Below are 25,471 nucleotides of genomic sequence, written 5' to 3'. Positions count from 1 at the left end.
CGCCTCTCTCCCCGCCTTCCCTTGTTCCGCCTTCGATGGCGGGCCCGGCGATGCCTCGGTCAGGCATAGCCGAACAACGGAGGAAAGGCGAGGACCACGATCCAGGCCCAGACGGCGTACACCGGCAGGTAAGAGGTCTGCCAGCGTTCGAGCGCCGCGAATGGCGTGTGCCGGCGGACCAGCCTCAGCAGGAGCCACGCCGACCAGGCGAGGTTCGCCAGCAGGATGACGTTCTCCCCGAGTGCCGCGGCCTTGTTGGGCGTGGTGCCGTACTCGGTGATGCGCCCGGTGATTGCCAGTAGGACCAGCACGTCGATGGCCAGCGCGCTTACCACCAGGGCGAGCTGCATTTTGTCGAACAGGTCGGGCGGGGCCAGCGGATCGCGGGCTGACATCGAGTAGAGCAGCAGCCCCAGGACGACGACCAGCAGCAGGTCGAACAGGATCAGCGCGTCACGCTCGACGTCAATGCCGGTGCTGGTCCAGCAGACGGCGACGAGGAAGGCCAGCAGGACTACCGTGAACAGCGGTGTGAACAGCCTGGTGAGCACCGGGGCGATGTTCTCGACCACGCTCTGCTTCGCCTCGACGAGCCACCCGGCCACGATGACCCCGGCTGCCGCTCCACAGGGAAGGAGCCACTGCGAGATGAAGTCGTCCGAGACGATTCCGATGGCTTCGAAGGTGCCGGCCGTGAACACGGTGAGCACACCGCCGCCGAGGGCGATGAGGACGAAGTAGACGAACCATTCGCCGGTGAAGCGGATGAAGTCCATACGTCTACGGGACGAGCGCCAGTCGTCCGCGGCATAGGCCAGGCCCACCACGAGCCACAGTGCGATCGGGAGGTGGATGCTGGTGAGGGCCAGTGACTGCGAGTTGTCGGCGACGGGATAGACGTTGGCCGCCACCGCGCCGAGCGCGAACAGCGCCCCCATGATCCCGATCAGCGGGCGTCGGGCCTGGCGGCGCCAGGCGAGGAAGCCGGCCAGCCAGGGCAGCACGAACAGGCCGAGGTTCGGCCCGTAGAGCGAGGCCGAGCCGTCATCGGTCATTTTCGTGCCGAACAGCTCCGGCGCCTTGAGGGACGCCGCCGCACCCGCGGCACAGAGCACCATCACCCGCAGGTCCCGCCGCGACCGCGTGTCCGCGTCCGGGCCGCCGGTCAGGACCAGCTGCTTCCACAGCCGTTCCGAATGCTCCCGGGCGAACTCGCGGGACAGCTCGTCGAGGCTGCCCATCCGCTTGACCGCGACCAGGAACGCCTCGTCGGCGCTCAGGCCGGCCATGACGAGCTCGTCGACGGAACCGCGGAGATGGTCCTCGAGCTCGTCCGCGTCGGAGGACTGTAGCTCCCGGCGGCGCTGCGCGTAGTGCCGCCATTGCGCGAACTGCGCCTCCAGCGCCTGCGTCTCCACTGCCTCCTGGCCTTCCTGTGCTGTCATGCGTGGCCCTCCACTGGGATCACCGGCAGCGCGGCGCGGTCACCGAGGCCGGTCCAGATCTCCTTGAGCGCGTCGACGACGGTGTCCCACTGGCGGCGCTGCTCGGCCAGTTCAGCCAGGCCCCGGTCGGTGATGCGGTAGTACTTGCGCCGACGTTCGCCGGTGGCCGACCGCCAGCTGGACTCCACGTGCCCGAGGCGCTCGAGCCGGTGCAGCAACGGGTAGAGCAGGCCCTCGGTCCAGTCCAGCTCGCCACCGGACAGCTCGTTGATCCGCTTGAGGATCGCGTAGCCGTAGCTCTCCTCCTCCGCCAGGATGCCGAGCACGATCGGGGTCGCCGAGGCGGCCACCAGATCCTTGGCGACCTTCACGCTGCTTCCCCCCTCGGTAACCTAGAAGCTCGATGCATAGTACTGCCAGGTAATCATGGAGCACCACCGGGCCCGACAGCTGCGCTACGACCTGCGGTTCGAGATGGCCGGGGTCCTGGCGAGCTGGGCGGTCCCCCGCGGCCCGACTCTCGACCCCGCCGTGCGCCGGATGGCCGTCCACGTCGAGGACCATCCGATCGAGTACCTCGACTTCGAGGTGTCATCCCGAAGGGGCGGTACGGCGGGGGGACGTGATCGTCTGGGATCTCGGCACCTGGGCGCCRCACGGCACCACCGACCCGGTCGCGGCGGTCGCCGCCGGCGAGCTGCATGCCGACGTCTTCGGGCACAAGCTGCGCGGCCGGCTGGTGCTGGTCCGCGGCGACGGTGAGCAGTGGCACCTGCTGCACACACGGGACGCCCACGCGGTGGCCGGCTGGGACCTGGAGGAGCATCCGCGCTCGGTGCTCAGCGGCCGGACCAACGAGGAGGTCCGGGCCGATCCCGACCGGATGTGACGCTCGGACCTGCCACCGGCGCTGGCGGCGGGCAGTGTCGCCGTGCAGCAGCAGGCTTTGCGTGACTTCGCGACGGCGATGGGGAACTTCTTCCGCCTGATCCGCGTCGAGGACCTGAAGATCGGACAGATGACCCGCTCGGCTCGGGGCACCGTCGATGCCCCGGGCAGGCACGTCCAGCGGAAAGCCAGGCTGAACCGGGGCATCCTCGCCCACGGCTGGGGTCTACTCGTCCGCCGGTTGGAGCAGAAGGCCCCCGGCCGGGTTGAAAAGGTCCCCGCCGCGTACACGAGTCAGCGTTGCTCTGCCTGCGGGCATGTGGCGTCCGGGAACCGCGAGAGCCAAGCGGTCTTCCGGTGCGTCGCCTGCGGACACACGGCCAACGCCGACGTCAACGCGGCCAGGAACATCGCTGCTGGGAGTCTGGGAGTATCGCGGCCGGACGGGCCGTGACCGCGCGGGGAGGCACGGCGTCGGCCGTGCCCGCGAACCGCGAACCTCAACACCGCGCACCCCTTCCGACGGGTGCGTAGGAGTTGGAATCCCCCGCGGTTCACCCGGGGGAGGACGTCAAGATCTCGCTGATCTGCATGACGGGGGTGATCGTCGTGTAGTTCGTCAGGTCGGCGCTCATGGCCGTACTGTCGGCGCTCATGGCCGCCTGGAGCGCCTCCGCCGACTCGAACAGGAAGTGCGACGCCGCCACGTACGGCCCCCGGATGCCCTGGTCGACCTCGACCTCGGTGAGCCCCCACATCCGGCAGGCCATCGGGATGTGCTTGTTCACGTAGTAGTCGATGTCGAACGTCGCACCCTCGGTCCTGGGGTAGAACACGCTGAGCCGGATCACGGCGTTGACCTCCTCGTTCACCGCGCCTGCCGGATGAGACGCGTTCATCTCAGCTTCTCCCAGAACACACCGCCCACGCACCCGTTGGCCGGAAACAGCGACGCTTACGTACTCGTCAGATGGCTGGGGTCGTCCAGGGCGGCGGTCGTGAGCCATCGGTCGCGGTAGGCGGACGGGCTCTCTCCCGTCCATGCCCGGAAGGCACGTGCGAGCGCGCTCGCGCTGCCGAAGCCCACCTCGGTGGCGATCTCGCCGACCGAGGTCGTCGGCGTGCTCAGCAGTGCCATGGCCCGGATCAGCCGGACCTGCCGCAGGTACTCCCGCCACGACTGCCCGAGGACGGCCGCGAACCGCCGGCGCAGCACCCGCTCCGAGATGCCGACGGCCCGGCACACCCGGGCCGCCGTGACCTCGGCGAGGTGGTCCGTGGTGTAGGCCATCACGTCCCGGACGACGGGATCGTCCGTGGTGGGCAGCGACAGGGGTGCCTCGTGCGCGAGCTGGCCGCGGACCACCGCGGCCAGCGCTTTGAAGAAGGTGTCGGCCTCGGCGTCGTCCTCGCCCCGGCCGATCGGCCATCGGGTCGCGTACCGCATCATCTCCCGCAGCACCGGCGGCACGGGAATGACGGCGGCCCGCGAATACGGGAAGTCGAAGACCGCGGGGTCGAAGAACACCGCGATCGTGGTCACGTTCCTGAGCAGGGGCGAGTGCTCCACCCCGGCCGGCACCCACGCGGCGTAGGACGGCGGCATCAGATAGTGGGTCGTCGGTGTGCGGATCTCCGCGAGACCGGAAACGGCGTACTCGACCTCGTGCAGGTCGTGCCGGTGCCAGTAGGAGATCAACTCGTCCGCCCGGTGCTCCACCGTGCCCGCGCCGACCGTCACGCACCGGCGCATGGGGAGAAATGGCACTGCCGTCACGCTGGAATCGTAGGCGACCAGCCGGTCCGGGCGGGGCCGCCGCGTACGCGGGAAGGCCGGTCCGAACTGGGCCGCCGCGGTACGCGGGAAGGCCGCTGCGGTCGCGCGCCGATGCCCGCGGCGTCCCTACAGTCAGGCCGGTCCGATGGCCACTGTTGCCGAGGAGGCGACGAAGAATGGACGAGCGGGAATTCGGTGCGGCCGCGCAGGCGCTCGCGAAACTGGACCACCTGGGTGTGCCCGAACTCGAGATCCTCTACAAGCTGGAAAGGACGTCGGGGCAGCTCTATTTCCATCTGGCGGACAACATCGGCAACGAGGAGGCCGCCGAGCTGCTTCGCCGCAACGGCCGCGAGGAACTGGGCCACGCCAACCGAATGGGACAGGCCATCGGCATCAAACTCGGACGCGCCTACGAGGCCTCGGCGGACCTGAAGGCGGGATATCCCGTCGCCGCGCCCACCGCCGTCGACGCGGCCCTGCTGAACGCCATCGTGCGCGGCGAACGTGCCGGCGACGCCGACTACCAGCGGTGGGCGGCGTCCGAGGCGGACGAGAAGGTCGCCCGCCTGCTCCGGATCAGCGGCACCGAGGAGTCCGCGCACGCCGACCGGGTGGCCCGCGCGATCACTCTGCTGGATTCGGCCGGCTGACGGCCGACGATCCGCAGGTGTTTCAACCGCGGCCGACGGAGCGGGGGGCTGAGGCCGGGCCGGCCACCGGACGGGGAATCACCGGCGCGTCCCGGCCGGTCCCCCCACCGCCGGCCCTGCCACGCTCACTCACCTTCTCCTCGTGGTATTCCTCCTCGACGTTCACCGTCCAGATGTCGTGCCCGGCGTCGTCGAGGATGTTCTCCACCGTGAGCATGGCGGTCAGCATCGAGTGATCGGCGTTGTTGTAGCGGTGCATGCCGTTCCGGCCGACCGGATGCACATTGGGAACATGTAGCGCCAGCCATTCCCGCATCACCTCCACGTTCCGCCGGTAGAACTGGTCGTAGGTCGGATACGCCTTGGGGACGCGGACGACGTAGCCCTTCTCGACCGCGCCGGGGCGGACCAGCCCGAGGGCCTCGAGCTCGGCGGTGCCCAGCGCGACCAGCTCGTCGTCCGGACGAACCCACATGTCGTCGCCCTCGAAGACGAAGAACTCGAGCCCGAGGCAGGTCCGGCCCTCCTTGACCAGGTACGGGGACCACGACCCGTAGTTCTGGATGCGCCCCACTCGCACCCCGGGGTCGTGGATGTAGATCCAGTTGTCCGGGAAGCTGAACTCCTCCGGCACGATGAGCGCGACGGTCAGGTAGTCGCGGTAGCGCAGATCGTTGGCCGCGTCGAGAACATGCGCGGGTGGCGGCGGATCCATGCTGGTGAGCAATGTCGACATCGGCATCGACGAGATGACGTGATCGGCCGGCACCCGCGAGCACTCACCGGACCGCGTCCGCACGGTGACCGCGACGGCCCGGCCGTCCTCATGGTGGATCCTGGTCGCGGACGTGTTCATCACGACCCGTCCACCGAGCTTCTCGACCTTGGCCGCGGCCGCCTCCCACATCATTCCCGGCCCGTACTTGGGGTAACGGAACTCCTCGATGAGGCTGGTTATCTTCTTCTGGTTGCGCTTCGGCAGCACCGCGTTCACGATGGCGGCGGGAAGCGACAGGCCTTTCACTCGCTGCGCCGCCCAGTCAGCCGGCATCTGGCTGACCGGTATTCCCCACACCTTCTCGGTGTAGGTCTTGAAGAAGGTCCGGTAGAGGCGCCATCCGAACCGCGCCACCAGCCATGCCTCGTAGTTCGTCGCCTGCCMCTTCGGGGGTCGGACGCGCGCCCACAGGTACGACGCGATGGCGAGCGATGCCTCGGCCAGACCGAGGTTAACGAGCGCGTTGAGCGCCTTCAGCGGGTAGTCATAAAGCTTCCCGTTGTAGTAGATCCTGCTCATCCGGGGGCGTAGCAGAAAATCCTCCTCAGGCAGGATCTCCCGCCAGAGTGCGTCCACCTGCGAGACCTTCGTGAAGAAGCGATGGCCTCCGATGTCGAAACGCCACCCGTCACGCACGACGGTGCGACTGATGCCGCCGACCACGTCGTCGGCCTCGTAGCAGGAGACGGGCGCTCCTCTGGTGGCGAGCTGGTAGGCAGCGGTCAGACCCGCGGGTCCGGCCCCGATCACGACGGTGTGCGGGCGGCCGCTGGGCGGGGTGTCGGGGTTGGGCACTCATCTCTCCATTGATCGGAGGCGGGACCGACCCGGCCAGCGTCCCGTTCGACGCGCACAGCCAGGCTTAGGTTGGACGTCCACGCCTAGAGTATTGGACAGCAGTGTCCAAGGTTAGCCTGACCCGATGCCAGGCAACGAAGGTGGGCTCCCGCGAGCGCGGCGCGGCCTTCCCGCGAAGCGGGAAGCGATCATGGAGGCAGCGCTCGATCTCTTCGTCCGCCAGGGGTACGCGGCCACGACCCTCGACGACATCGCCACCGCGACCCCGGTCTCGAGGCAGACCGTCTACAACCACTTCGGCGACAAGGAGACGCTGTTCCGTGCGGTCATCGACACGCACCTGAACGCGACCCTCGAGGCGTTGCACGCCTCAGCCGACCGGCCGACCACCAGCCCGGCCGAACGCCCGGTGGACGCCGAGTCGCAGCTGAACGATCTCGCGAGACGCCTGACAGCGATCTTCCTCAATCCCCGGACGGCGTCACTGCGACGACTCCTCCAGTCGGAGGGCCCTCGCCAACCACATCTGCTCGAGCTGTGGCGCACCCGCGTCGCCGGCCCCGTCTGGTCGGAGGTGATCAGCCAGCTGACCCGGCTCACGCACGCCGGCGCGCTGCGCATCGACGACCCCGTCAGGGCCGCGAGCCAGTTCATCGTCCTGGTCACCGGCACGGCCTGGCAGATCACCGAGGCGGGCGTCTTCCTCTACCCGCCCCCGCCGGGCGTGGACGGCGAGCAGTTGGACACTGCGGTCCGCTCCTGCGTCGCGCTGTTCGTCCGCGGCTACCGGCAGACGACCCAGTGACCCACTTGGCGTGAAGCTCCCAGAACCAAACCCGTCAGTACAGTGAATGCTCGTCGGCCACCCGCGAGGGAGCGCCCGCCCGCTGCTGGGCCGGCCACCGCCGGGCCGGCCGCCCTCACCGCCGGGGGCCGGTCAGCTCGCCGGCGAAGAAGTCGAGGGTGGTGCGGGTCTTCGTCTGCTGCGGCCCGCTGAGATCGACACCGTGCCGGCGCAGGACGTCCGCCGTGCGCCCGGCGACACGCAGCGCCTCGGCGGGCCGGCAGCGGGTGGAAAGCTCGAGGATGYGCGAGCCGTCCGGATACGTCCACCGCTCCGCGAGCAGCGCGCGGTCGTGACCGGCGGGGAGGATTTTGACCCGGCGGGCGTCCACCGGGCCGAACACCGCGAGATCGTCGACGTTGAGCCGGGCCGGCAGGCGGGTGGCGAGCAGCCGCAGCTGCCGCGGGGTGAACAGCCGGTGCAGCGCCCGCCGCCGGGCCATCGCCCGGTCGACGTCGGCGGCGTCCAGCCGGGCCCGCAGCGCCCCGGAGCAGACGTACCGGCCGGGCATACCGTCGATCTCGACGATGAAGTTGCGGGAGCGGCGCAGCCGCGGCGGGACCTCGGCCGGGACGACGGGCCGCAGCTTCACCACCGCGTCGTCGGCGCGGCCGGCGATGCTGCGGACCCGGGCCACCACACCGTTGCGGTGCAGCGCGCGCTCGGGAGTGTCCAGGTAGAAGACCCGCAGCGCCCGGGCGCGGGTGAACTCGATGCCGAGCGCGGCGCAGGTCGCCTCGTGCGCGGCCACGGGCACGACCAGCTTCAGCTCGACCCGGTCGGCCTCGCCGGTCAGCGCCAGGAGGTCGTCGAGATCGGTGTCGGAAAGCTGCCAGAACCGCTGCGCGGCGTGCCGATGCCGGGCGGATCGGGCCCCGCCGGCCACACCCTCCTCGCCGGCCCCAAAGCGGGTCCGGTCACGGGGACTGGAGTGAGCGCGGGACATCAACCGCCATGATAAGAGAAGGCGGCGTTCACTTGCCGGCCAAAAATCGTCTGCGTAACCGTCACCCCCCGTTCACGACACCGTGTCACGCCGCGGCGCCGCGGGCCCGGGGACGGAACGCGGCCGACGCGCCGGACGGTCGGTGGCCGCCCGGCGCCGACCTGTGCGCTCAGTCGTCGACGAGCTTGATGGCCTGCTTGGGGCAGGCGGTGACGGCCGCGCGGACGTCCTTGACGAGGTCCTCCTCGGGGTGCTCGTCCAGCACGTTCAGATAGTCGTTGTCGTCGAGCTCGAACACCGTGGGAGCGAGCCCCACGCACAGCGCGTTGCTCTCACAGAGCTTGAAGTCCACGACCACTCGCATGCTGACCTCCATCGGGCAGTTCGGACAGTGCGGACGTCCGTCGTCCCGCCGGCCTCGGCCTTGCCCGCGGGCCGACCGTCCGATGGACGTCAGAATTTCGCGCGGGGGTGCCGCGCGCGGAGGTCAGGCTACGACTTCTTCGCCCACGAGGGTCGTTCGGTGCATCAACCGGTGCGACGTCGCCGTGTACGGGATCGCCCGGTGCAGCATGCCGGTGTTGTCCCAGATCACGAGGTCGCCGGGGTGCCAGTGATGGCGCAGGACGAACCGCGGCTGGGTCGACCATTCGAGGAGCCGGTCGAGCAGGGCGCGGCTTTCGTCCGCCGGCCAGCCGACGACGTGGTCGGTCGTCGCGCCGACCAGCAGCGACCTGCGGCCGCTGCGGCGGGTCCAGACCAGCGGGTGCTCACGGGCCGGCACCCGCGCCCACAGCGCGCGGGTCCGCTCCGACGCGTCGGGCTCGGCCAGCGACTGCGAGGCCGCGAAGCTGTGCACGACGCGCAGCTTCGCGAACTGCTCCTTCTCTGCGTCGGAGAGCGCCTCGTAGGCGGCGTAGGTGTTGGCGAACTCGGTGTCGCCACCCTCGTCGGAGACCTGGCGGGCCGTCAGCAGCGTGGCCTTCTGCGGCAGCTCGTCGTTGGCCCCGTCGATGTGCCAGAAGAAGGTTCCCCGCCGGTAGGCGGCCAGGACACTCTCGGCGGGGTCCAGAGTGATCTTCGAGATCTCGGGGTGGGTGTCCGTGCCACCCACGGGGGCGACGACCACCTGGCCGAGCAGGCGACTGAAGGCGACCAGGTCGTCGTCGCCGACGTGGGTCTCGCGGTAGACGACGACGCCGTGGCGTTCCAGCAGGGCCTGGCAGTCGGCCGCGACCGCCGGGTCGGCGAGCTGGTGGCCGGCGAGGCCGGCGATCTCGACGCCGACCTCCGGGCTGATCTCGGTGACGGTCACGGCCATGACTACTCCTGTCGGGTCTGGGTGTGCCACCACCCCGTGGGGACGGCGCCGTGCCGGGTCGCTCGTCCGGCGTCTGTCAGGTCTGGGTGAGGTCGTCGTCGAGCTCGAGCTCGAACGAGCGCATCATCAGCGCCAGGGTCTCGTAGGCGCCGACCGTGAAGATGATGTCCAGCAGCTGCTGGGTGTCGTGCTTGGCCGCGAGGGTCTCCCAGCTGCCGGCGCCGATCGCGCCCTCGGTGAGGAGCTCGTCCACCGCGCGGATCAGCGCCGCCTCGACCGGGTCCAGGAAGGGCGCGTCCGGGCCCAGCGCGATGCGGGTGATCTCGTCGTCGGTCAGGCCGATGTCGTGGCCCATGACGACGTGCTGTGTCCACTCGTAGTAGCACTTGCGCAGTGCCGCCACCCGCAAAATGATGATCTCCCGCTGGCGCAGCGTCAGCGTCGTCGCACGCTGGATGTGGCCGTTGAACGTGAAGAAGGCGTGCGCCAGCGTGGGGTGGTGGGCGAGCGTCCCCAGCGTGTTCAGTGCCTTGGGCTTGCCCTCGGAGGGCATCGGAGGGTGCAGCGGCACGGGCGGCGTCAGGGCTGCCAGGGCCGGACGCATCTCCTTCGGCCATTCCCTGAGGGGAAGCGGGTCGATACGTGCCATATCAGAGGTTCCTCCGCCCTTGAACCGGTAAACACCCGGCAACCGATAGTGATACCGATCACACAGCAGGTCAATAGTACTGTGATAACCGGGGCGAGCCGTCCGAACCGAACGAATCCCAAAAAATGCCTATCACCTGACGTTGGTCCGGTCAAGACCCACAGATCAATTCCGGCCGGCCGATCACCGCCTCCGACACCGCGTCACGGACGGTATTCGACCTCCCGGAATGCCGGCGCCGCCACGAGACCCGGAAAACCTTATATGACGCACCCGAGAACCACCTTACCGCTCACAACCCCGCCGGTGACGCCCCAGGACAGGACCCGACCTCCGACCTGGCCTGGTCTGGCCGCTGGTGGGCGTGAGCGCCGCCAGCCGTCGATTGCACTTTTTAGTAACTATCCTCTCCTCAACAGAGAGGATGATTTTCGATCATCAGCGATAACCGACCCGGCCCGGATTAGTTTCTGAACACCCGATTTATCAAGACCCCGGCCCCAGGAGACTCCCCGGCCGGGAGACAGTGCGGAGATACTCGGAGCAGGCGTCCGGCGGGCAGTCAGGTTCCCTTCACGAAGGGATAGATCCGGGTGAAGTCGGCACCGGGTGCCGCGGCCGCGAACCGCTCCCACACCGATGCCGTGACCGCCCCGATCCGCGAGTTCGGTGAGTTCGGTGAGTTCGGTGAGCTTCGCACGGCGCCGTCGCGCTCCTGGACGGCCGCCAGATAGAGCGCGACGTCCTTCGCCATCAACGAGTTGGTGAAACCAGCCGCGTAGCGTTCGGTGAGTACGTGGTTGGGGAACTTGTCGGCGGTCGCCGAGCTCCGGCCGCTCGCGCCGTTCAGCACGTCGAGCATCGTGGCCATGTCGAGCCCGGCCGAGGTGCCGAAGGCGATCGCCTCGCTGGTCGCCGCCAGCGCCGTCGCGGAGAGGAAGTTGTTCGCCAGCTTCAGCGCCTGGGCCAGGCCCGGCTCGTCGCCCACTCTGGTCCGGCGGTCACTCAGGCCGGCCAGGACGGGCGTGACCGCCGCGCAGTCGGCGTCGGACCCGGCGAACATCACCGCGATCGTGCGCGCCCGGGCGCCCGCCACACCACCCGACACCGGCGCGTCGACGTAGCCGACACCGGCGCCGGCCAGCCGGCCGGCGATCCGGCGCGCGGCGGCCACCCCGACCGTCGAGGTGTCGACGACGTACGCCGCCCGCCGGCCGGCCAGCGCGATGATCTCACCGGCGACCTGCTCGGACACCGCCCCGTCGGGCAGGCTGAACACGACGGTGTCGGCCCGGCCGGCGACCTCGGCGACGTCGGCCGCGCCGACCGCTCCCACCGGGACCCGATCCGGGCCGGCCGCGTCGTGGGCGACGACGTCGAACCCGGCCGCGACCAGGTTCGCCGCCAGGGCGCCGCCCATGCTCCCCAGGCCCACGAATCCGACCGTCGCCCTCGTGCCCGCCATCATGCCCATCCTCGTCGCCGCGACCGCCTCGCCCGGGCGGCGGCGGCCCGGTCGGGCCCGGGACCTTCCCCCGGCGCCGCCACGAACGGTAGCTTCGCAGAAAGTAGACTGATGCGTCTACTTGATTCACCGGCGCGATCGAGCCATGGGCACAAACCCGGCGGGGGTGCTTTCCCGCGGCGTTCACCCTGAGTCCACCGCCCGGCAGCCGCAGGCTCCGAGAATTTCTCTCAGCCGCTCCTCCGACGGGTCGGCGGGAGGTTTTCTCGTGGACCACGCGGTTTACCACGTGCTCGAGCAGAGCCGGGAATACGAGGTCGATCTTGTCGTCACCGCCGGCCAGTGGCCGGACGGGCTGACCGGGTTCGCATTTGTCGTCGGGCCGGCCCAGCCGACGGTGCTGGACTTCGCGCCGAGCGGGCCGGGAATGCTGACCCGGGTCGATCTGGCGAAACGCGTCTGGCGGACCCGCCGGGTGGTCACGCCGGACCTGGCGATGCTGGGCGGGCTGCGTGCCGCACTGGCTCCGGAGGAGCTCCAGCGGCTGCTGACCGGCGCCCGCCCGTCACTCAGCCACACCGCGCCGCACTTCTTCGGCGACCGGCTGCTGCTCACCGCCGACCGACAGCGGCCGGTGGAACTCGACCCGGTCACGATGACCTACCGGACGTTCCTCGGCGCGGTACACGAGTATCCCCAGGTCGGGGCGCATCCGCTGTTCCCCGGGGTGCAGACGACGTCCCACCCGGTGGTCGACCCCGACGAGGGCTGCCTGTGGTGGAGCAACATCCACCTGCGCCCGCGCGGCCGGTCGACCACCGACGCGGAGGGCCCGCTGTCGGTGGTGCGCTGGGACGGCCACGGCGAGCTGGAGACCTGGGAGGTCCCCGGGGCGCGCATCACCCAGGGCACCCACGAGATCGCGGTGACCCGCGACTACGTCATCTTCACCGAGATCGGCTTCCAGCCGGAGCCCGGCAGTGTCGCCGGCCGCGGCCGCACCAAGCCGCACCTGCCGTTCACCGACATCTACCTGGTCGCCAAGCGGGCGCTGACCCGCGCCCGGGTCGGCTCCGCGGTGCCGGTGACGCACGCGCGGGTCCCGTACGAGTCGTTCCACGAGTTCGCCGACTACGGCCAGGACGGCGACGACGTCACGATGTACGTCGCGCACTCGAACGGCTGGGACATGAACTACGCCATCACCCGCTCGGACATCGTGTGGCGCACCGGGGACAGGCTGCGCAGCTGCCTGTCCGGGTTCATGCCGACGCCGGTCGACGCCGCACCGGTCGGGCGGCACGTCATCGACGGCCGTACCGGGCAGGTGCGGCAGAGCAGGTACTTCCTCGACCCGCAGCGGCACTGGGGAACCCTGCTCTACGCCCGCGACACCCGCCCGGCGGCGCTCGAGCGGGGCCGCTACCTGTGGCAGGCGTACTGGGGCGCCACGCCCGACACGATGGTCTCGGCGATCGTCGAGATGTACGCCGACCATCCGTTCCGGGTGGTCGACGTCGACGACCTGCCCACGACCGAGATCCCGTCGTCGCTGGTCTGCATCGACCTGGAGTCGATGATCGAGCAGTCGGCGTGGACGTTCCCGGCCGGGACGATCTGCGAGTCCCCGGTCTTCGTGCCGGACAAGGCCGGCGGCGACGGCTGGGTGGTGGTCTTCGTCAAGCATGCGGACCGCACCGAACTGCAGGTCTTCGACGCCCTGGCGCTGGATCTCGGCCCGTGCGCCGTGGCGACGGCGCCAGGCCTGCGAATGCCCGTGCTGTTCCACTCGGGCTACACGGAGACCATCCGCTCCCCCGGTACCGACTACCGGCGCTCGTTCGCCGCCGACCTCGGCACCGGATGGCGCGACCTCTCCCCGGCCGCGCGCGCCATCGTCACCGAGATCGTGGAGGCGTTCGGCTAGGACGCGCATCGCATCAGTCGTTGACTTTCACGGCGGCCAGCCTGTCGGGGTCGAGAATGAGGTCGATCTCGCTGATGCGGCCGTTGACGACGATGAATCCCACGACTGCGATCAGCCCGGCTCTGCCACGCGCGATCATGCCGGCGGCGCCGTTGACGAGGGCGGGTTCCCAGGGGCCGGCGAAGCGTGGGCCCTGGGCGGCGGCGTGGCTGGCGACGTCGCGTGCTCCGGTGAGCAGCGGTGGGGCGAGCCAGGTGCGGGGCCCGGTGTCGACCCGGAGTCTGACGTCCGGGTCGAGGAGTTCGACGAGCGCGGCGAAATCACCGTTGCGAGCGGCGGCGAGGAAGGCTTCGGCCACGCGACGTTGGGTGGGGAGGTCGGGATCCGGCCGGGTGCCGCTGCCCTGGATGCGACGACGGGCGCGACTGGCCAGCTGCCGTGTCGCCGCCGGACTCTTCTCGAGGATGGGAGCGATGTCGTCGAACGGGACGCCGAACATGTCGTGCAGCACGAACGCGAGCCGTTCCGCCGGTCGAAGACTGTCCAGGACGACGAGGAGCGCCAGGCCGACCGAGTCGGCCAGCAGGACGCTTTGTTCGGGATCGAGGGTGTCTGCCTCGGTGATGACCGGGTCGGGCAGCCACGTGCCGGGCAGGTCCTCGCGCCGCGCCCGGCGGGCGCGCAGCATGTCGACGCAGACGCGCCCGACGACGGTGGTCAGCCACCCGGCCAGGTTGTCGATCGCCGTCTCGTCTGCTCGGCTGAGCCGCAGCCAGGCTTCCTGCACTGCGTCGTCGGCGTCCGCGAAGGATCCGAGCATGCGGTAGGCGACGGCGCGCAGCTGGCGACGTTGGCGTTCGAACTGTTCGGCRTACCAGGCGGCGCCGTTCGCGGGGGACGCGGGCTCGAAGGTCATGACAGGTGGTCGGCGGCGGGGTCAGTCACGGCCGAACGCCTCCCGCCGGATCACCTGTAGGAGTGTCGGGGCGTTCTCGCTGGTCGTGATCTCGACCGTCCGGCCGACGAACCGCTTCCCGGTGGCCTGCGTCAGCAGGCAGTGGGCCAGGTCGGCACGGCTGGTGAAGACTCCGTCCAGCGGGCCGTCGCTGACGGTGTAGCGCGAGACGTGGTCGGCATCGAACAGCCCCGAGGATCGGATGATCGTCCATTCCGCGTCACTCTCGCGGACGATCTGCTCCATGGCCCGCATGTCCGCGTACGTGGTCCTGCCGATCGTCCTGACGATCATCGGCTGCATGACCCGGTTGAGCAGGAACCCGCCCTCGCGGTGGGGGTGGGGTTCGACCGCCGTCGAGCTGACGACGGCCAGCCGTTTCACACCGTGCCGCGTCATCGCCTCGAGAATCTTCGCGGCGCCGCGGCTGTAGACGGTGATCGGGCCACGGGTGAACGGCACCCCCAGGCTGGACAGCACCGCGTCGGCGCCCTCGATCGCCGGCGCGAGGGCGGCCCCGTCGGACACATCGCCCCCGATGACGGTGAGCTGCTCACCGGCCAGCGGGAACTCCGCCGGGCAACGCGTCACCGCCGTCACGGCGTGGCCCGCGTCGAGTGCCTGTCGCACCACGAGGCGCCCCGTGGCCCCACTGGCTCCGAAGATCGTGATCTTCATACGCTTCCGTCCTTCGCCTGTGCTCGCGTCCGCGTGGCGGTGCGGTCTGGTTCCTGCGCGCTGCAGGCACCCTGCGGATACGTCGAATCCAGGCAGGTCGGATGTGACAGATTCGCGGTGGATCGCACTCCACCGCGCTGAGCGTCCCCGCGGACGCCAGCGCCGCGGACCGGAACCCGCGCTACCCCGACCACCTGCAGCGGCGGCTGCTCGGCGCCGGCATCCCGGTCTCCGTCGTCAACGCCGGGATCAGCGGGAACATGCTCCTGACCAGCGGTGAGCCGTCGCAGGCGGGGCGCAGCGGGCTGCAGCGCTTCGACGATCACGCCCGCGTCCAATGCCGTCATCGACGGCACCGGCACCGCCCCCGACGGCGAGAACTACCGCCAGCGGATCAACTCCTGGATACGCGGCCAGCGCCTCGCCGACGGGTTCGTGGACTTCGACGCGGCGGTGCGCGACCCCGCCGACCCGTCCGCCGGCTGCCAGCGCTGAGCCTCCCAGCCGAACGAGAGCAGACGAGCGACAGCCGGACGAGAGAGCCGGACGAACGACATCGGCCGGGCGCGTGGGTACGCGCCCGGCCGATGTCACGGATCGGTGGGGTCAGCCCCGGTTCGAGGCGCCCCGCGGGACGTCCCGGAAGGCCACCCCGCGGTCCTTCGCCGGCTCGCGGGGCATGCCGAGCACCCGCTCGCTGACAACGTTACGGGCCATCTCGGTGGTGCCGCCGCCGATGCAGCTCACCTGCCGCAGCAGGAAGTCGTTGCCGCACTCGGCGGTGGCGCCGTCGTCGTCCGTCCAGGCCGCGCTCGCCCCGCCGGCCAGGTTGAACGACAGGGTCGTGGTCCGCGCGGCCGTCACACCGGTGAACAGCCGTCCGATGGCCGCCGACTGGTCGGGCATCCGGCCGGACCGCAGGCCACGGGACAGCCGGCCCTGCAGCGCGTGCGTGACGAGGTCGAGCATGCGGCCCTCACCGATGAGGTCACGGGCCAGCGGGTCCTCGAGCCGGCCGGCGTCGCGCGCGATCTCCACCAGGTGGGTGGCGCGGATCGTGCCGCGCGCCCCGTCGGCGGGAATGGTGACCAGCGGCGAGTTGTGCAGCATCCGCTCGTGGAACATCCACCGGGTGCCCACCGTCCAGCCGTCGTCGACCTCGCCGATGCGGTCGGTGTCCGGGACCCGGACGTCGGTGAGGAACTCCTGGCAGAACTCCTTGTTGCCGTTCAGCATCTCGATGCGGTGCACCTCGATACCCGGCTGGTGAATCGGCAGGATGAACACGGTCAGCCCACGGTGCTTCGGGACGTCCCAGTTCGTCCGGGCCAGGACGAGGCCCCAGTCCGACCACCAGGCGCCGGTCGTCCAGATCTTGGACCCGTTCAGGATCCAGTCGTCACCGTCGCGGACGGCACTGGTCAGCGCGGCGGCGACGTCCGAACCGGCGCTCGGCTCGGACAGGAACTGCATCCACAGCTCCTCGCCCTTCAGAATCGCCGGGATGTGCTGGCGCTTCTGCTCCTCGGTGCCGAAGTCGAGCAGCACCGCGGCACACGGCGAGAAGGTCGGGGCCTGGATGTCGGCGGGATACTCGTAGCCCGAGATCTCCTCGCTGAAGGCCTTCTGGTGGTCCGCGGTGAGCCCCTGGCCGCCGTATTCGCGGGGAAAGGCGATCCCGGCGAAACCCGCGTCGTAGAACATCCGCTGGATCTCGCGCTGGCGCGCGACCGCGGCGAGCTCCGCCTCGTCGCTTTCACCCGCGCGCATCACGCCGATCCCGCTGCCCGCCGGGAGCGGCGCCAGGTTGCCCCGGATCCAGTCCCGCGCCCGCTGGCGGAAGGTCTCGACGTCCTCGATGTCGCCCGTGCTCATGCCCGCTCCTTGAGATGTTCGACCACGCCGGCGATCCGCTGCCGGTGCTCGGCGGGGGTGCCGTACAGCGCGCGGTCGAGGACGACCCGGCGCAGGAAGAGATGCAGGTCGTGCTCGAAGGTCACGCCGATCCCGCCGTGGATCTGGACGCAGTCCTGGAGCAGCTCGGTTCCGTACTCACCGATGAACGCCTTCGCGGCGCTGACCAGCTCGGGGGCGTCCGGCGACTCCGCGTCGACGGCGCTCGCCGCCGTGTCGCTGATGGCGTGCGCCGCCTCCAGCCACGACTTCATGTCCGCGAACCGGTGCTTGAGCTCCTGGTAGGAGGCCAGCGGCCGGCCGAACGAGTAGCGCTCGAACGCCCACTGCACCGTCATGTCGAACGCGGCCTGCATCGAGCCGACGCTCTCCGCGCAGAGGATCACCAGGGCCAGCTGGAGCTGACGCTCCACCTGCTCCGCGGCCCCGCCGAGCTCACCGACCAGGGCGCTCGCCGGCACCCGCACCCCGTCGAACCGGACGGTCGCGAACCGGCGGGTCAGGTCGACGGTGCGCAGCGGCTCAACCGTCAGGCCCGGCGTGTCGGTCGGGACGAGCACCTGGGTGAGACCCGCCTCGCTGCGCCCCGTGACCAGCAGGAACTGGGCCACGCCCGCCGACTCGACCGGGCGCTTGACCCCGTCGAGGACGATCTCGTCACCCTCTACCCGGCAGGTCAGCTCCACCGTGCCGAGACGATCGTTCGGCGCGGGCTCGCCGTAGCACCACGAGGCGATCGCCGTGCCTTCCAGCAGCCCCGCCAGGACGGCCTCGTGCGCCGCGCCGCCGACGGCGCTCAGCGCCGCCGCGACGACGTTCGTCGGCACCAGCGGTCCGGGCGCCGCCCGGAGCCCGAACTCGTGCGCGGCCACGGTCAGGTCGACCAGGCCCGCCCCACTGATAGAGCCGCCGCCATTCTCCTCGGACACCAGCAGGGACGTCCAGCCGAGCTCGGCGCCGGCACGCCAGTAGTCCGCCTCGAACCCCGAGGCGTCGTTCCGCAGCCGCCGGATCGTCTCTGTGGGCACCCGGTCGGTCAGATACCGAGCCGTCGCCTCCCGCAGGACTTCCTGATCGGGATCCAACTCCAGCAGCACAGTCTGTTACCTCCACGACGCTTGAGGCCCTCGCGCGCCACGTGGCACCGCAAGAGGTCAGACTGAAAACGTATAGCGATTTTTGACAGAACTTCAACAGTTACCCCGTTACCGCCGCGAACCCCCGATCCAGCCCACCATGTGGTGACGGAGACCGGCTTGTCCGGCTGCGTCTGGGCCGGAATGCGACGGCCGGTGGCTGGGCGGTCGCCGGACGAGGCCGGCGACCGCGGGCGGCGCGGCGGTCAGGAACCGGCGTTGTAGACGACCTTGCTCGGCGTGATCCGGACGATGATCCGCTGCTCGCCGGGCTTGCGGAACGGGTAGCTGTCGACCCCGAGGTACTTCTTGGCCAGCCGGTCGATGTGGGCGTCGGCGCCCTCGGTGTCGAGCGTGGCCGTCCCCGTCACGCTCACCAGGTGGTAGCGGTCTTCCGGGTCCAGCACGCCCACGGACACCCGCGGGTCCTTGCGCAGGTGCTTCTCCTTGACCCGGCCGACCGCGGTGTTGAACAGGACATCGTCGCCGTCGACGTCGACCCAGACCACCGTGCTGTGCGGCGAGCCGTCCGCGGTCAACGTGGTCACCCACCCGTGGAAGGGCTTGTCCAGCAGTTCCTTCGCCCCGTCATCGAGCTTGCCCACGTCCTAACCTCCGTCGTCGCGAGGCCGTCGATACGGCGGCATCGACCACCGCACGCGACGCACCTCTCCTGGACGACGCCACCCGTCGTGAACGTCGCCACCCGCACGCTCAGCGGCGCCGGACCATCGTGATATTCCCGCACCCGCGCCACCCACCCGACGCCCGCCGGTCCGGGACGGCCGCGCCCGGCCACCGCCCCCGTTGCGCTCTCGGTGCGCTCACCCGGCGGTGTCCCCGCGGACGTCACCGGTGACGTCCGCGGTTCTCGCGGTGACCTCCTCGGTCCCGTCCTCGGTGATGTCGAAGTCGTACTCGAGCGGCACGATCAGCCGGTAGGGCAGGAAGGCCAGCTCCTCGTAGGCCCCGCGGTGCGCGGGGAACCGGCCGACGGCGCGCCAGTACCGCTTGGCCTCCTCGATCCGCCCCATCACCAGCTCGGGCGGGTCCTCGCAGAGCAGCATGTGCAGCACGAGATCCGACCCCGGTGCCGCGTCGACAGCCTCGCCCCCGCCGGCCTCGTCTCCGCTGGTCTCGCTCCCACCGGCCTCGCCCCCGCCGATCTCGTCCGCCCACTTCAGCCGGACGGCGCCGAGGAGGCCGGGCACGGCCGCCAGGTCGGGCAGGTGCACCCGCTCCCACCAGTCCACCGCCTCGCCCAGCCGGGCCGCCGACGGCGCCCGCCCGAGCGCCACGATCACCCCTCGGTGCGCGAGATACGGGACGGCGACGGGGCGCACCAGGCACCCCGGGCGGCTCCAGGCCGCGGCGACCCGCCACCGCGAGCTGTGACGAGGCCGCCCGATCCGCCAGAAGCGCCCGCCTTTGAGGAGCGTCCGATCCAGGGCGAGCCAGCCTTCGCGGGCCTGCTCGCTGGTCATCTCCAGCGGACCGCCGAACCAGTAGGTGGTCAGGTACGGCGGATACCCGCCGAGCAGGTCGGACCGGACGACCCCCGGCGCTTCCCGCAGGTCGCGGGGCGCGACGTAGCGGCGTCCCAGGAGCACGTCGGACTTGGCCAGGTGCTCGGGCATGTGGTCGAGGTCGTACCACCGGTTGTACTCGACCGTGCACTCAGCCGGGATCTCCAGCAACGCCAGCATCATCCCGTCGATCTCCACAGCAACCGACCCCCTCGCGTCCAACGGGACACCATCAAACCGGGCTCCAGCCCCCAGAGCACCTCACCCACCCGAACCCGGCCATCCAGCGACTTCCGCAACCGCGGTTACCAGGGACCGGGCCGACTCCGGGAGGACCGGGCCAGGGCTGGGAGCTGGGGCCAAGGACTGAACCGGGGGCTGCGGTTCGGGGCTGCGAGTGGGGTGAGAAGTGGCGCAGGGGTGGCGGGAAGCATGGGGTGGGGGCGAGGCTAAGGGTGAGCGTTGACCTTTTCCGACTCCCGTGGATGAATATTGATGTCGACGTCGATGTCGGACAGCTTCCCCGGGCTCCCGTCGACCGCGGTCCCGCTCCCGTCCGCCCAGCACCGGCGAAGGAGACCCGATGCATCCCGACAACGCGACCGACAGCCCGACCCTGAGCCCGACCAGCAACGCGAGCGACAGCCCGACCACAAACCCGACCGGCAGCGCGGGTAGCGGCGCGACCGGCAGCGCGACGCGGCCAGAGCAGGTCGACTACGAGGCCGAGCACGTCGACTACGAGGTTGTTGACGAGCACATCGCCGTCATCACCCTTAACCGGCCGCAGGCCGCCAACGCGCAGAACCCCAAGGTCCTGCGCGAGCTCGACGAAGCCTGGCAGGCCGCCGACGCCGATGCCGAGGTCCGGGTCATCATCCTGAGATCGACCGGGAAGCACTTCTCGGCCGGCCACGACATGTCCGGCACCGAGAGCGACGTCCCGCGTCCGGCCTGGACGCCCGACAGCGGCTACGACTGGGAGACCCGGCACTACCTGCACTATGCGAAGACCTGGCGCGACATTCCGAAGCCGTCGATCGCCGCCGTCCAGGGCAAGTGCATCGCCGGTGGGCTCATGCTCTGCTGGCCCTGCGATCTCATCGTCGCCGCCGACAACGCCGAGTTCTCCGACCCCGTCCTGCACATGGGCATCGGCGGCGTGGAGTACCACGGTCACACCTGGGAGCTCGGGGCTCGCAAGGCCAAGGAACTGCTGTTCACCGGCGGTCCCGTCACGGCCGCCGAGGCGCTCGGGCTCGGCATGGTCAACAGGGTCGTCCCGCTCGACGACCTGTACCCGGCCACCCTGGAGCTTGCCCGCCGCATCGCCCGCCAGGACCCGTTCGCGCTGCGCATGGCCAAGCGCGCCGTCAACCACACCCTGGACGTCCAGGGTTTCAGCACCGCCGTCGACTCGGTGTTCGACATGCACCACCTCGCCCACGCCCGCGCCGCGCTGCGGAACAACGGGACTCCCTCCCTCGCCGGGCTGACGTCCATGAAGAACCGCGGCAGGTCCTCGTGACGGCGGCCGTGACCGAGCCGCGTGGCGCCGGGGCGTCCGTCTTCGTCAGCAACGGCGGGGTCCGGTTACACGTGCTCGACAACGGGCTGCTCGGCGCCGCCGCGCCGCCGGTCGTGGTGGTGCCGGGCATGGGCGAGTCCGCGGCCGAGTACGGCTGGCTGCTCGACCAGCTCGGTGAGCGGCGGGCTGTCGTCGTCGACCTGCGCGGGCGGGGTGGCAGCGACGCGCCGGCCAGCGGGTACGCGTGGGAGGACCACATCAGCGACCTGGGCGCGGTCATCAGCGCGCTCGAGGTGGAGCGGCCGGTTCTCGTCGCGTTCTCGCGCGGGTCGTCCTACGCGCTCGGGTATGCGCTCGAGCATCCGGAGCAGGTGCGTGGGCTGGTGGTCGGCGACTACGGGGCACGGCACGTGCGCCCGCCCGACGCCGTCGTCGAGCGGCAGCTGCGGGCGGAGATCCGCGGCGTGCCGATGATCGACCGGATGGCGGAACACGCGGCACGAGCGGTCTTCACCGAGAGCCGGGACGTACCACTGTGGAACCGGCTTTCCGGGCTGAACTTTCCCGTCCTGGTGATCAGGGGCGGGCGCCGCAGCACGGTGGTCACCGACCAGGTCGCCGACCAGTGGCGCCGCGCGCTGCCGGCGGTCGAGATCGCGACCATCCCCGGCGCCGGCCACGACCTGTGGAGCGGTGATCCCGACGCCTACCTCGCAGCCCTCATCCCCTTCCTGGACCGGCTCACCGACGTCGGCCGGGACGGTGCATGAGCGCATAGCGGACCTCGCCGACCCCGGGCCGGCGGACACGCTGGTCGACCTGGGCGCCGGCCACGGCGACACCCTCGCCGCGATCACCCGCCGGTCCCCCTCGGCGCGGCTGATCGGGCTCGACCTGAACCCCGAGCCACTGCGCCGTCTCACCGACGCGCTGCCCGGAGCAGGGGCCGTCCAGCATGATCTGAGCGGGCCGCTGCCGTTCGCCGACGGGCGCGTCGACGTCGTGATCTCCAACAACACGTTCGAGTGCCTCACCGATCCGGCGGCGCTGCTGGCCGAGATCGCCCGCGTCCTGCGGCCGGGTGGGCGGGCGGTGCTCGGCCACACCGACTTCGAGACGATCGCCGTCGCGATCGCGGACCGCGACCTGGCCCGCCGGGTGCTGCTCACCTACGCGGAGCTGCCGGTCCCCTACGAGTACATGGCGGCCACCGACCCGCAGCTGGGACGTCGCCTCGCGGGCCTGGTGCGACGCAGCCCGCTGGCGCTCGAGTCCGTCGAGGCGCACACGACCGTCTCGCCGACGCTCGCGGAGGCCATGCCGCTCCGGCTGGGCGAGATCCACGACGCCGTCCACCGCTGCGCGGACCGCGGTTTGGGCCACGTGAGCCTGGACGAGCTCGCGGAGTGGAGCCGCCAGCTCCAGGCGGCCCAGGACGACGGCGACTTCCTGTTCAGCGAGACCGCGTACGTCGTCACCGCCCGCCGGGCCGGGTGACCCGGCTCCGTCGTGTCGGGCTCAGTCAGGTGGGGGTCTGCCGTGTCGGGGCTGGAACACCGTTCGCGGGACCGTCCGGATCGGGGACGGCGAAGGCCCGGCGGGCGTGGGCGAGCAGCTCGCGGACGGCGGGGCCGACCGGAACCCGCCAGACCAGGGTGAACAGCGCCGGTAGGTCGAGGCCGTCCACGGGGAGCGCGACGAGCCGGTCACCGTACGCCGCCACCATGGACGTGCTGAGGACGGCCACGCCCAGGCCCCGGCCGGCGAGGTCGGCGATGGCGTCCGGCGCGCTGGCCTGCAACGCGATCCTGGGATGAAGGTCGCGGGCCTGGCAGGCCCGGTCGAGCACGGTGCGCAGGCCGGTGCCGGGCGGCATGCACACGATCGGATGCCGACACAGGTCACGCAGGGTGATCCGGGGCCGCTCCGCCAGGGGGTGACCGGGCTGGACGGCCGCCACCAGCCGCTCCTCGACGATCGTCAGCGCCCCCAGCCCTTCGGGGGCCGGGGCGGCGCTGCCCACCAGGGCCAGGTCGACCGTCCCGGCACGGACCTCCGAGACGAGCTGGTCGGAGTTGCCCTCCAGCAGGGAGACGTCCACCCCTGGGTGGGCGCCGCGGAAACCGGCGAGGGCGTCGAACAGCGGTGTGACGGTGCAGCCGGTGACCATCCCGACGGTGAGCTGGCCGCGGATCAGGCCGGTGACCTCGCCGACCGCCTGGCGCAGGGCCGCGGTGGCGGCGAGCGCGGCGCGGGCGCAGCCCAGCGCGGCCTCCCCGGCGGCGGTGAGCGTCGCGGCGCGACCGGACCGGTCGAACAGCTCGGCGCCGAGATCCCGTTCGAGCTGGCGGATCTGTGCGCTGACCCCGGACTGGCTGACGTGGCTGCGCACGGCCGCCCGGGTGAAGTTCCGCTCCTCGGCGACCGCGACGAAGTACTCCAACTGGCGCAGCTCCATAAGCAAAGATGCTAGCTGTGAGCAGATCCATCTGTTGGACTTCTGGCTCCCCCGGTCTCAGGCTGGGCAGCAGGACACAGCCGACCAGGGAGGAAGCCATGCAGCAGCAGCACGCGGACCGCCAGGAGCGGCGCTACCAGGACTACGAGAAGGCGATGCGGCCCGAGGACATCACCCGGCTGTTCGTCGAGCGTTCCAACGCCGGTGACGCCACCGGCGTCGCCGCGCTCTACGAGGAGAACGCGGTGCTGGCCTACCCGCCCGGCGGCCGGACGGTGGGCCGGGAGGCCATCCGGGAGCTGTGGGCGGCGGTGCTGGCCGGCGGCCCCCGCTTCGAGCCGGAGCAGCCGTTGCCGACCCTGGTCAGCGGCGACATCGCGCTGACGTCGACGCCCCCGAAGGACGGGGCCGGCGCCAGGGCACAGGTCGTCCGCCGCCAGCCGGACGGCAGCTGGCTGCGGCTGATCGACCAGCCCGAGTTCGCCCCGCCGGCACGCTGAGCGCGTAGGCCCACGCCCACGGGCGGTCAGGCGTCCACGGTGGTCATCCGGGCACGGTGGACGTCCGGGCGCGGCGGTCGTCCACGATGACCTGGAGGGCGATGGCGGCCCAGATCGGCAGGTTCAGGAGGACGACGGCCCAGGGCAGGGCGAGGCCGGCGGCGGCCGTCCAGGCGATCACGGCCAGCGCGCCGCAGGCGGCCACGACGACGCCGAGGTAGGTGACCGGCGCGGCCTCCAGCGGCGCGTGCAGGGCCCAGAGCAGCAGCAGGAACGCGATCAGGGGCAGCGCGACGGCGAAACCGGCGACGCCGTCCGAGGCGTGGATGTCGTGGACGAGTGTCTCCGCCGTGACCTCGAGGCCCGCGCCGAGCACGGCGAGCGCGGCGAAGATCCCGTAGTGCCCGTAGCCCCAGTAGAACGACATCCCGCGGTGGGTGGCCAGGCCCCGGCCGGCGGGCGCGGCGAAGTACAGCCACCAGCAGCCGAACAGGGCGGCGAGCCCGCCGCCCCCGAGCAGGACGGCGTCGGTGGTGACGCCGGCCTCGACCGCCGGGGTGAGCGCGCGGGACGCCGCGAGCACGCTCTCACCGAGCACGATGATGGTGAACAGGCCGTACCGCTCGGCGATGTGATGCGGGTGCCAGGTGGTCCCCGTGGGCCGCTCGGCCCACAGCGGGACGGCCAGCTCCAGCACGACGAGCACGAAGAAGCCGACGAACCCCGCGGTCTCGGGCAGCGCCAGCCGGGCCAGCCAGCCGGCCTGGATCACGACGGTGCCGGCGGCGTAGCGGTAGGCGGTCGCCCGACTCGCCGGGTCGCTGTGCCCGGCGCGCAGCCACTGCGTCACCATCGCCGCCCGCATGATGACGTAGCCGGCCGTCACCGCGGTGAAGTCGGAGTCCTCGAACGCGGCGGGCACGCCCGCGGCGAGCACGAGCACGCCGCCCATCTGCAGCAACGTCAGCAGCCGGTACGGGACGTCGTCGCAGTCGTAGGCGGAGGCGAACCAGGTGAAGTTCATCCACGCCCACCAGATGGCGAAGAAGACCATCAGGAAGCTGACGAGGCCGTCCCCGACGTGGTCGTCGGCGACGGCGTGCGCCAGCTCGGCCGCGGCGGCCGCGACGGCGACCACGAAGGTCAGGTCGAACAGCAGCTCCAGCGGGGTCGCCGCCCGGTGGCTCTCGTCGGCGGAACGAGCCCCCATCGGCACCCGCCATCGGCGCCCGACGGGGGCGGTCAGCTCGGACGTCTCCGGCACGGTCGGCCCCTTCGTGATCGT

General features: G+C 70.9%; 27 protein-coding genes and 2 pseudogenes. 11 read left to right on the top strand and 18 right to left on the bottom strand.

The genetic code is table 11. The annotated features are described in order from the left end of the window. Positions 1–59: 59 nt before the first annotated feature. Together BBK14_RS05935 and BBK14_RS05930 are read right to left on the bottom strand one after the other, a co-directional pair. Complete coding sequence (locus BBK14_RS05935) at positions 60–1,445, bottom strand: permease prefix domain 1-containing protein (protein ID WP_071060169.1); 1,386 nt, start codon at positions 1,443–1,445, stop codon at positions 60–62. Then, positions 1,442–1,816 (bottom strand): PadR family transcriptional regulator, encoded by a 375-nt coding sequence (locus BBK14_RS05930; RefSeq protein ID WP_071060168.1) that lies wholly within the window; start codon positions 1,814–1,816, stop codon positions 1,442–1,444. Before BBK14_RS05930 ends, BBK14_RS05935 begins: the two co-directional genes overlap by 4 nt. A 55-nt stretch (positions 1,817–1,871) precedes the next feature. Between BBK14_RS05930 and BBK14_RS42705 the strand changes: the two are divergent. The 3 genes and pseudogenes from BBK14_RS42705 to BBK14_RS05920 form a co-directional block, all read left to right on the top strand. Further along, a pseudogene (locus tag BBK14_RS42705) lies at positions 1,872–2,006 on the top strand (DNA polymerase ligase N-terminal domain-containing protein); the annotation flags it as partial. Positions 2,007–2,067: 61 nt separating this feature from the next. After that, positions 2,068–2,334, top strand: coding sequence for a hypothetical protein (locus BBK14_RS42700; protein WP_071060167.1), 267 nt, complete (start codon positions 2,068–2,070; stop codon positions 2,332–2,334). Between the two features lie 90 nt (positions 2,335–2,424). Then, a pseudogene (locus tag BBK14_RS05920) lies at positions 2,425–2,867 on the top strand (zinc ribbon domain-containing protein); the annotation flags it as partial. A 20-nt stretch (positions 2,868–2,887) separates the two neighbouring features. Here BBK14_RS05920 and BBK14_RS05915 read toward each other — a convergent pair. Continuing rightward, the gene (locus BBK14_RS05915) at positions 2,888–3,232 is read right to left on the bottom strand and encodes an EthD family reductase (protein WP_083390749.1); all 345 of its coding nucleotides are present in this window, start codon (positions 3,230–3,232) and stop codon (positions 2,888–2,890) included. Between the two features lie 56 nt (positions 3,233–3,288). Continuing rightward, on the bottom strand, positions 3,289–4,110 hold the full coding sequence (locus BBK14_RS05910) for a helix-turn-helix transcriptional regulator (RefSeq protein WP_241831193.1): 822 nt from the start codon (positions 4,108–4,110) through the stop codon (positions 3,289–3,291). Between the two features lie 176 nt (positions 4,111–4,286). Here BBK14_RS05910 and BBK14_RS05905 point away from each other — a divergent pair, with 176 nt between their 5' ends. Further along, positions 4,287–4,763 (top strand): ferritin-like domain-containing protein, encoded by a 477-nt coding sequence (locus BBK14_RS05905; RefSeq protein ID WP_071060165.1) that lies wholly within the window; start codon positions 4,287–4,289, stop codon positions 4,761–4,763. 22 nt (positions 4,764–4,785) lie between these two features. On the opposite strand, the gene BBK14_RS05900 is transcribed toward BBK14_RS05905, so the two are convergent. Then, the gene (locus tag BBK14_RS05900) at positions 4,786–6,336 is read right to left on the bottom strand and encodes an NAD(P)/FAD-dependent oxidoreductase (RefSeq protein ID WP_071060164.1); all 1,551 of its coding nucleotides are present in this window, start codon (positions 6,334–6,336) and stop codon (positions 4,786–4,788) included. A gap of 127 nt (positions 6,337–6,463) precedes the next feature. On the opposite strand from BBK14_RS05900, the gene BBK14_RS05895 reads away from it, so the two are divergent. Continuing rightward, the gene (locus BBK14_RS05895) at positions 6,464–7,144 is read left to right on the top strand and encodes a TetR/AcrR family transcriptional regulator (RefSeq protein WP_083390748.1); all 681 of its coding nucleotides are present in this window, start codon (positions 6,464–6,466) and stop codon (positions 7,142–7,144) included. A gap of 115 nt (positions 7,145–7,259) precedes the next feature. Here the strand turns inward: BBK14_RS05895 and BBK14_RS05890 are convergent, their stop codons facing one another. The 5 genes from BBK14_RS05890 to BBK14_RS05870 all read right to left on the bottom strand — a co-directional run bounded on the left by BBK14_RS05890 (position 7,260) and on the right by BBK14_RS05870 (position 11,564). Further along, positions 7,260–8,069, bottom strand: a complete 810-nt coding sequence (locus BBK14_RS05890) for a CYTH domain-containing protein (protein WP_071060162.1) — start codon at positions 8,067–8,069, stop codon at positions 7,260–7,262. A 229-nt stretch (positions 8,070–8,298) separates the two neighbouring features. Beyond that, entirely contained in the window at positions 8,299–8,493 is a 195-nt protein-coding gene (locus tag BBK14_RS05885; RefSeq protein WP_071060280.1) for a ferredoxin, read from the bottom strand. 123 nt (positions 8,494–8,616) lie between these two features. Beyond that, complete coding sequence (locus BBK14_RS05880; protein ID WP_071060161.1) at positions 8,617–9,450, bottom strand: TauD/TfdA dioxygenase family protein; 834 nt, start codon at positions 9,448–9,450, stop codon at positions 8,617–8,619. Between the two features lie 76 nt (positions 9,451–9,526). Beyond that, positions 9,527–10,099 (bottom strand): carboxymuconolactone decarboxylase family protein, encoded by a 573-nt coding sequence (locus tag BBK14_RS05875; RefSeq protein ID WP_071060160.1) that lies wholly within the window; start codon positions 10,097–10,099, stop codon positions 9,527–9,529. Between the two features lie 562 nt (positions 10,100–10,661). Further along, positions 10,662–11,564, bottom strand: coding sequence for an NAD(P)-dependent oxidoreductase (locus BBK14_RS05870; protein ID WP_071060279.1), 903 nt, complete (start codon positions 11,562–11,564; stop codon positions 10,662–10,664). A 268-nt stretch (positions 11,565–11,832) separates the two neighbouring features. Between BBK14_RS05870 and BBK14_RS05865 the strand changes: the two genes are divergently transcribed. Then, entirely contained in the window at positions 11,833–13,491 is a 1,659-nt protein-coding gene (locus BBK14_RS05865; RefSeq protein WP_071060159.1) for a carotenoid oxygenase family protein, read from the top strand. Positions 13,492–13,504: 13 nt separating this feature from the next. Here the strand turns inward: BBK14_RS05865 and sigJ are convergent, their stop codons facing one another. Then, positions 13,505–14,407, bottom strand: a complete 903-nt coding sequence (gene sigJ / locus BBK14_RS05860) for an RNA polymerase sigma factor SigJ (protein ID WP_071060158.1) — start codon at positions 14,405–14,407, stop codon at positions 13,505–13,507. Between the two features lie 21 nt (positions 14,408–14,428). Beyond that, positions 14,429–15,124, bottom strand: coding sequence for an NAD(P)-dependent oxidoreductase (locus tag BBK14_RS05855; protein ID WP_071060157.1), 696 nt, complete (start codon positions 15,122–15,124; stop codon positions 14,429–14,431). Between the two features lie 276 nt (positions 15,125–15,400). Here BBK14_RS05855 and BBK14_RS05850 point away from each other — a divergent pair, with 276 nt between their 5' ends. Next, positions 15,401–15,619 (top strand): SGNH/GDSL hydrolase family protein, encoded by a 219-nt coding sequence (locus tag BBK14_RS05850; protein ID WP_071060156.1) that lies wholly within the window; start codon positions 15,401–15,403, stop codon positions 15,617–15,619. A gap of 111 nt (positions 15,620–15,730) precedes the next feature. Here the strand turns inward: BBK14_RS05850 and BBK14_RS05845 are convergent, their stop codons facing one another. The 4 genes from BBK14_RS05845 to BBK14_RS05830 all read right to left on the bottom strand — a co-directional run bounded on the left by BBK14_RS05845 (position 15,731) and on the right by BBK14_RS05830 (position 19,922). Continuing rightward, positions 15,731–16,999, bottom strand: a complete 1,269-nt coding sequence (locus tag BBK14_RS05845) for an acyl-CoA dehydrogenase family protein (RefSeq protein ID WP_071060155.1) — start codon at positions 16,997–16,999, stop codon at positions 15,731–15,733. After that, positions 16,996–18,135: an acyl-CoA dehydrogenase family protein gene (locus tag BBK14_RS05840; RefSeq protein ID WP_071060154.1), complete on the bottom strand. Its 1,140-nt coding sequence runs from the start codon at positions 18,133–18,135 to the stop codon at positions 16,996–16,998. The genes BBK14_RS05845 and BBK14_RS05840 overlap by 4 nt, the downstream gene beginning before the upstream one ends. 245 nt (positions 18,136–18,380) lie before the next feature. Further along, the gene (locus BBK14_RS05835) at positions 18,381–18,779 is read right to left on the bottom strand and encodes a PPOX class F420-dependent oxidoreductase (protein WP_071060153.1); all 399 of its coding nucleotides are present in this window, start codon (positions 18,777–18,779) and stop codon (positions 18,381–18,383) included. Between the two features lie 219 nt (positions 18,780–18,998). Continuing rightward, entirely contained in the window at positions 18,999–19,922 is a 924-nt protein-coding gene (locus tag BBK14_RS05830) for a hypothetical protein (RefSeq protein WP_241831191.1), read from the bottom strand. 361 nt (positions 19,923–20,283) lie between these two features. Between BBK14_RS05830 and BBK14_RS05825 the strand changes: the two genes are divergently transcribed. Genes BBK14_RS05825 through BBK14_RS05815 form a run of 3 tightly spaced genes read left to right on the top strand, consistent with a single transcriptional unit; the run spans position 20,284 to position 22,725 of the window. Further along, positions 20,284–21,228, top strand: a complete 945-nt coding sequence (locus BBK14_RS05825; RefSeq protein ID WP_083390747.1) for an enoyl-CoA hydratase — start codon at positions 20,284–20,286, stop codon at positions 21,226–21,228. Further along, positions 21,225–21,998: an alpha/beta fold hydrolase gene (locus BBK14_RS05820; protein WP_020459232.1), complete on the top strand. Its 774-nt coding sequence runs from the start codon at positions 21,225–21,227 to the stop codon at positions 21,996–21,998. Before BBK14_RS05825 ends, BBK14_RS05820 begins: the two co-directional genes overlap by 4 nt. Continuing rightward, entirely contained in the window at positions 21,991–22,725 is a 735-nt protein-coding gene (locus BBK14_RS05815; RefSeq protein ID WP_071060151.1) for a methyltransferase domain-containing protein, read from the top strand. Before BBK14_RS05820 ends, BBK14_RS05815 begins: the two co-directional genes overlap by 8 nt. A gap of 25 nt (positions 22,726–22,750) precedes the next feature. Here BBK14_RS05815 and BBK14_RS05810 read toward each other — a convergent pair whose 3' ends face one another. Next, positions 22,751–23,686: a LysR family transcriptional regulator gene (locus BBK14_RS05810; RefSeq protein ID WP_071060150.1), complete on the bottom strand. Its 936-nt coding sequence runs from the start codon at positions 23,684–23,686 to the stop codon at positions 22,751–22,753. A 98-nt stretch (positions 23,687–23,784) separates the two neighbouring features. On the opposite strand from BBK14_RS05810, the gene BBK14_RS05805 reads away from it, so the two are divergent. Then, positions 23,785–24,186, top strand: a complete 402-nt coding sequence (locus BBK14_RS05805) for a YybH family protein (protein ID WP_071060149.1) — start codon at positions 23,785–23,787, stop codon at positions 24,184–24,186. A gap of 43 nt (positions 24,187–24,229) precedes the next feature. Here the strand turns inward: BBK14_RS05805 and BBK14_RS05800 are convergent, their stop codons facing one another. After that, the gene (locus BBK14_RS05800) at positions 24,230–25,450 is read right to left on the bottom strand and encodes a low temperature requirement protein A (RefSeq protein ID WP_083390756.1); all 1,221 of its coding nucleotides are present in this window, start codon (positions 25,448–25,450) and stop codon (positions 24,230–24,232) included. Positions 25,451–25,471 lie beyond the last annotated feature (21 nt).

The sequence above is a fragment of the Parafrankia soli genome (assembly GCF_001854695.1).
In the GTDB taxonomy this organism is placed as follows: domain Bacteria; phylum Actinomycetota; class Actinomycetes; order Frankiales; family Frankiaceae; genus Parafrankia; species Parafrankia soli.
The sequence above is the reverse complement of the archived record's forward strand: the minus strand, read 5'-3'. Positions and strand labels throughout refer to the sequence as shown.

Coding starts and splice junctions, on each gene's coding strand:
- BBK14_RS05895 (WP_083390748.1), top strand. CDS start 6,464: ATGCCAGGCAACGAAGGTGGGCTCCCGCGAGCGCGGCGCGGCCTTCCC.
- BBK14_RS05845 (WP_071060155.1), bottom strand. CDS start 16,999: ATGAGCACGGGCGACATCGAGGACGTCGAGACCTTCCGCCAGCGGGCG.
- BBK14_RS05855 (WP_071060157.1), bottom strand. CDS start 15,124: ATGAAGATCACGATCTTCGGAGCCAGTGGGGCCACGGGGCGCCTCGTG.
- BBK14_RS05870 (WP_071060279.1), bottom strand. CDS start 11,564: ATGGCGGGCACGAGGGCGACGGTCGGATTCGTGGGCCTGGGGAGCATG.
- BBK14_RS05905 (WP_071060165.1), top strand. CDS start 4,287: ATGGACGAGCGGGAATTCGGTGCGGCCGCGCAGGCGCTCGCGAAACTG.
- BBK14_RS05935 (WP_071060169.1), bottom strand. CDS start 1,445: ATGACAGCACAGGAAGGCCAGGAGGCAGTGGAGACGCAGGCGCTGGAG.
- BBK14_RS05810 (WP_071060150.1), bottom strand. CDS start 23,686: ATGGAGCTGCGCCAGTTGGAGTACTTCGTCGCGGTCGCCGAGGAGCGG.
- BBK14_RS05915 (WP_083390749.1), bottom strand. CDS start 3,232: ATGAACGCGTCTCATCCGGCAGGCGCGGTGAACGAGGAGGTCAACGCC.
- BBK14_RS05880 (WP_071060161.1), bottom strand. CDS start 9,450: ATGGCCGTGACCGTCACCGAGATCAGCCCGGAGGTCGGCGTCGAGATC.
- BBK14_RS05805 (WP_071060149.1), top strand. CDS start 23,785: ATGCAGCAGCAGCACGCGGACCGCCAGGAGCGGCGCTACCAGGACTAC.
- BBK14_RS05885 (WP_071060280.1), bottom strand. CDS start 8,493: ATGCGAGTGGTCGTGGACTTCAAGCTCTGTGAGAGCAACGCGCTGTGC.
- BBK14_RS05875 (WP_071060160.1), bottom strand. CDS start 10,099: ATGGCACGTATCGACCCGCTTCCCCTCAGGGAATGGCCGAAGGAGATG.
- BBK14_RS05825 (WP_083390747.1), top strand. CDS start 20,284: ATGCATCCCGACAACGCGACCGACAGCCCGACCCTGAGCCCGACCAGC.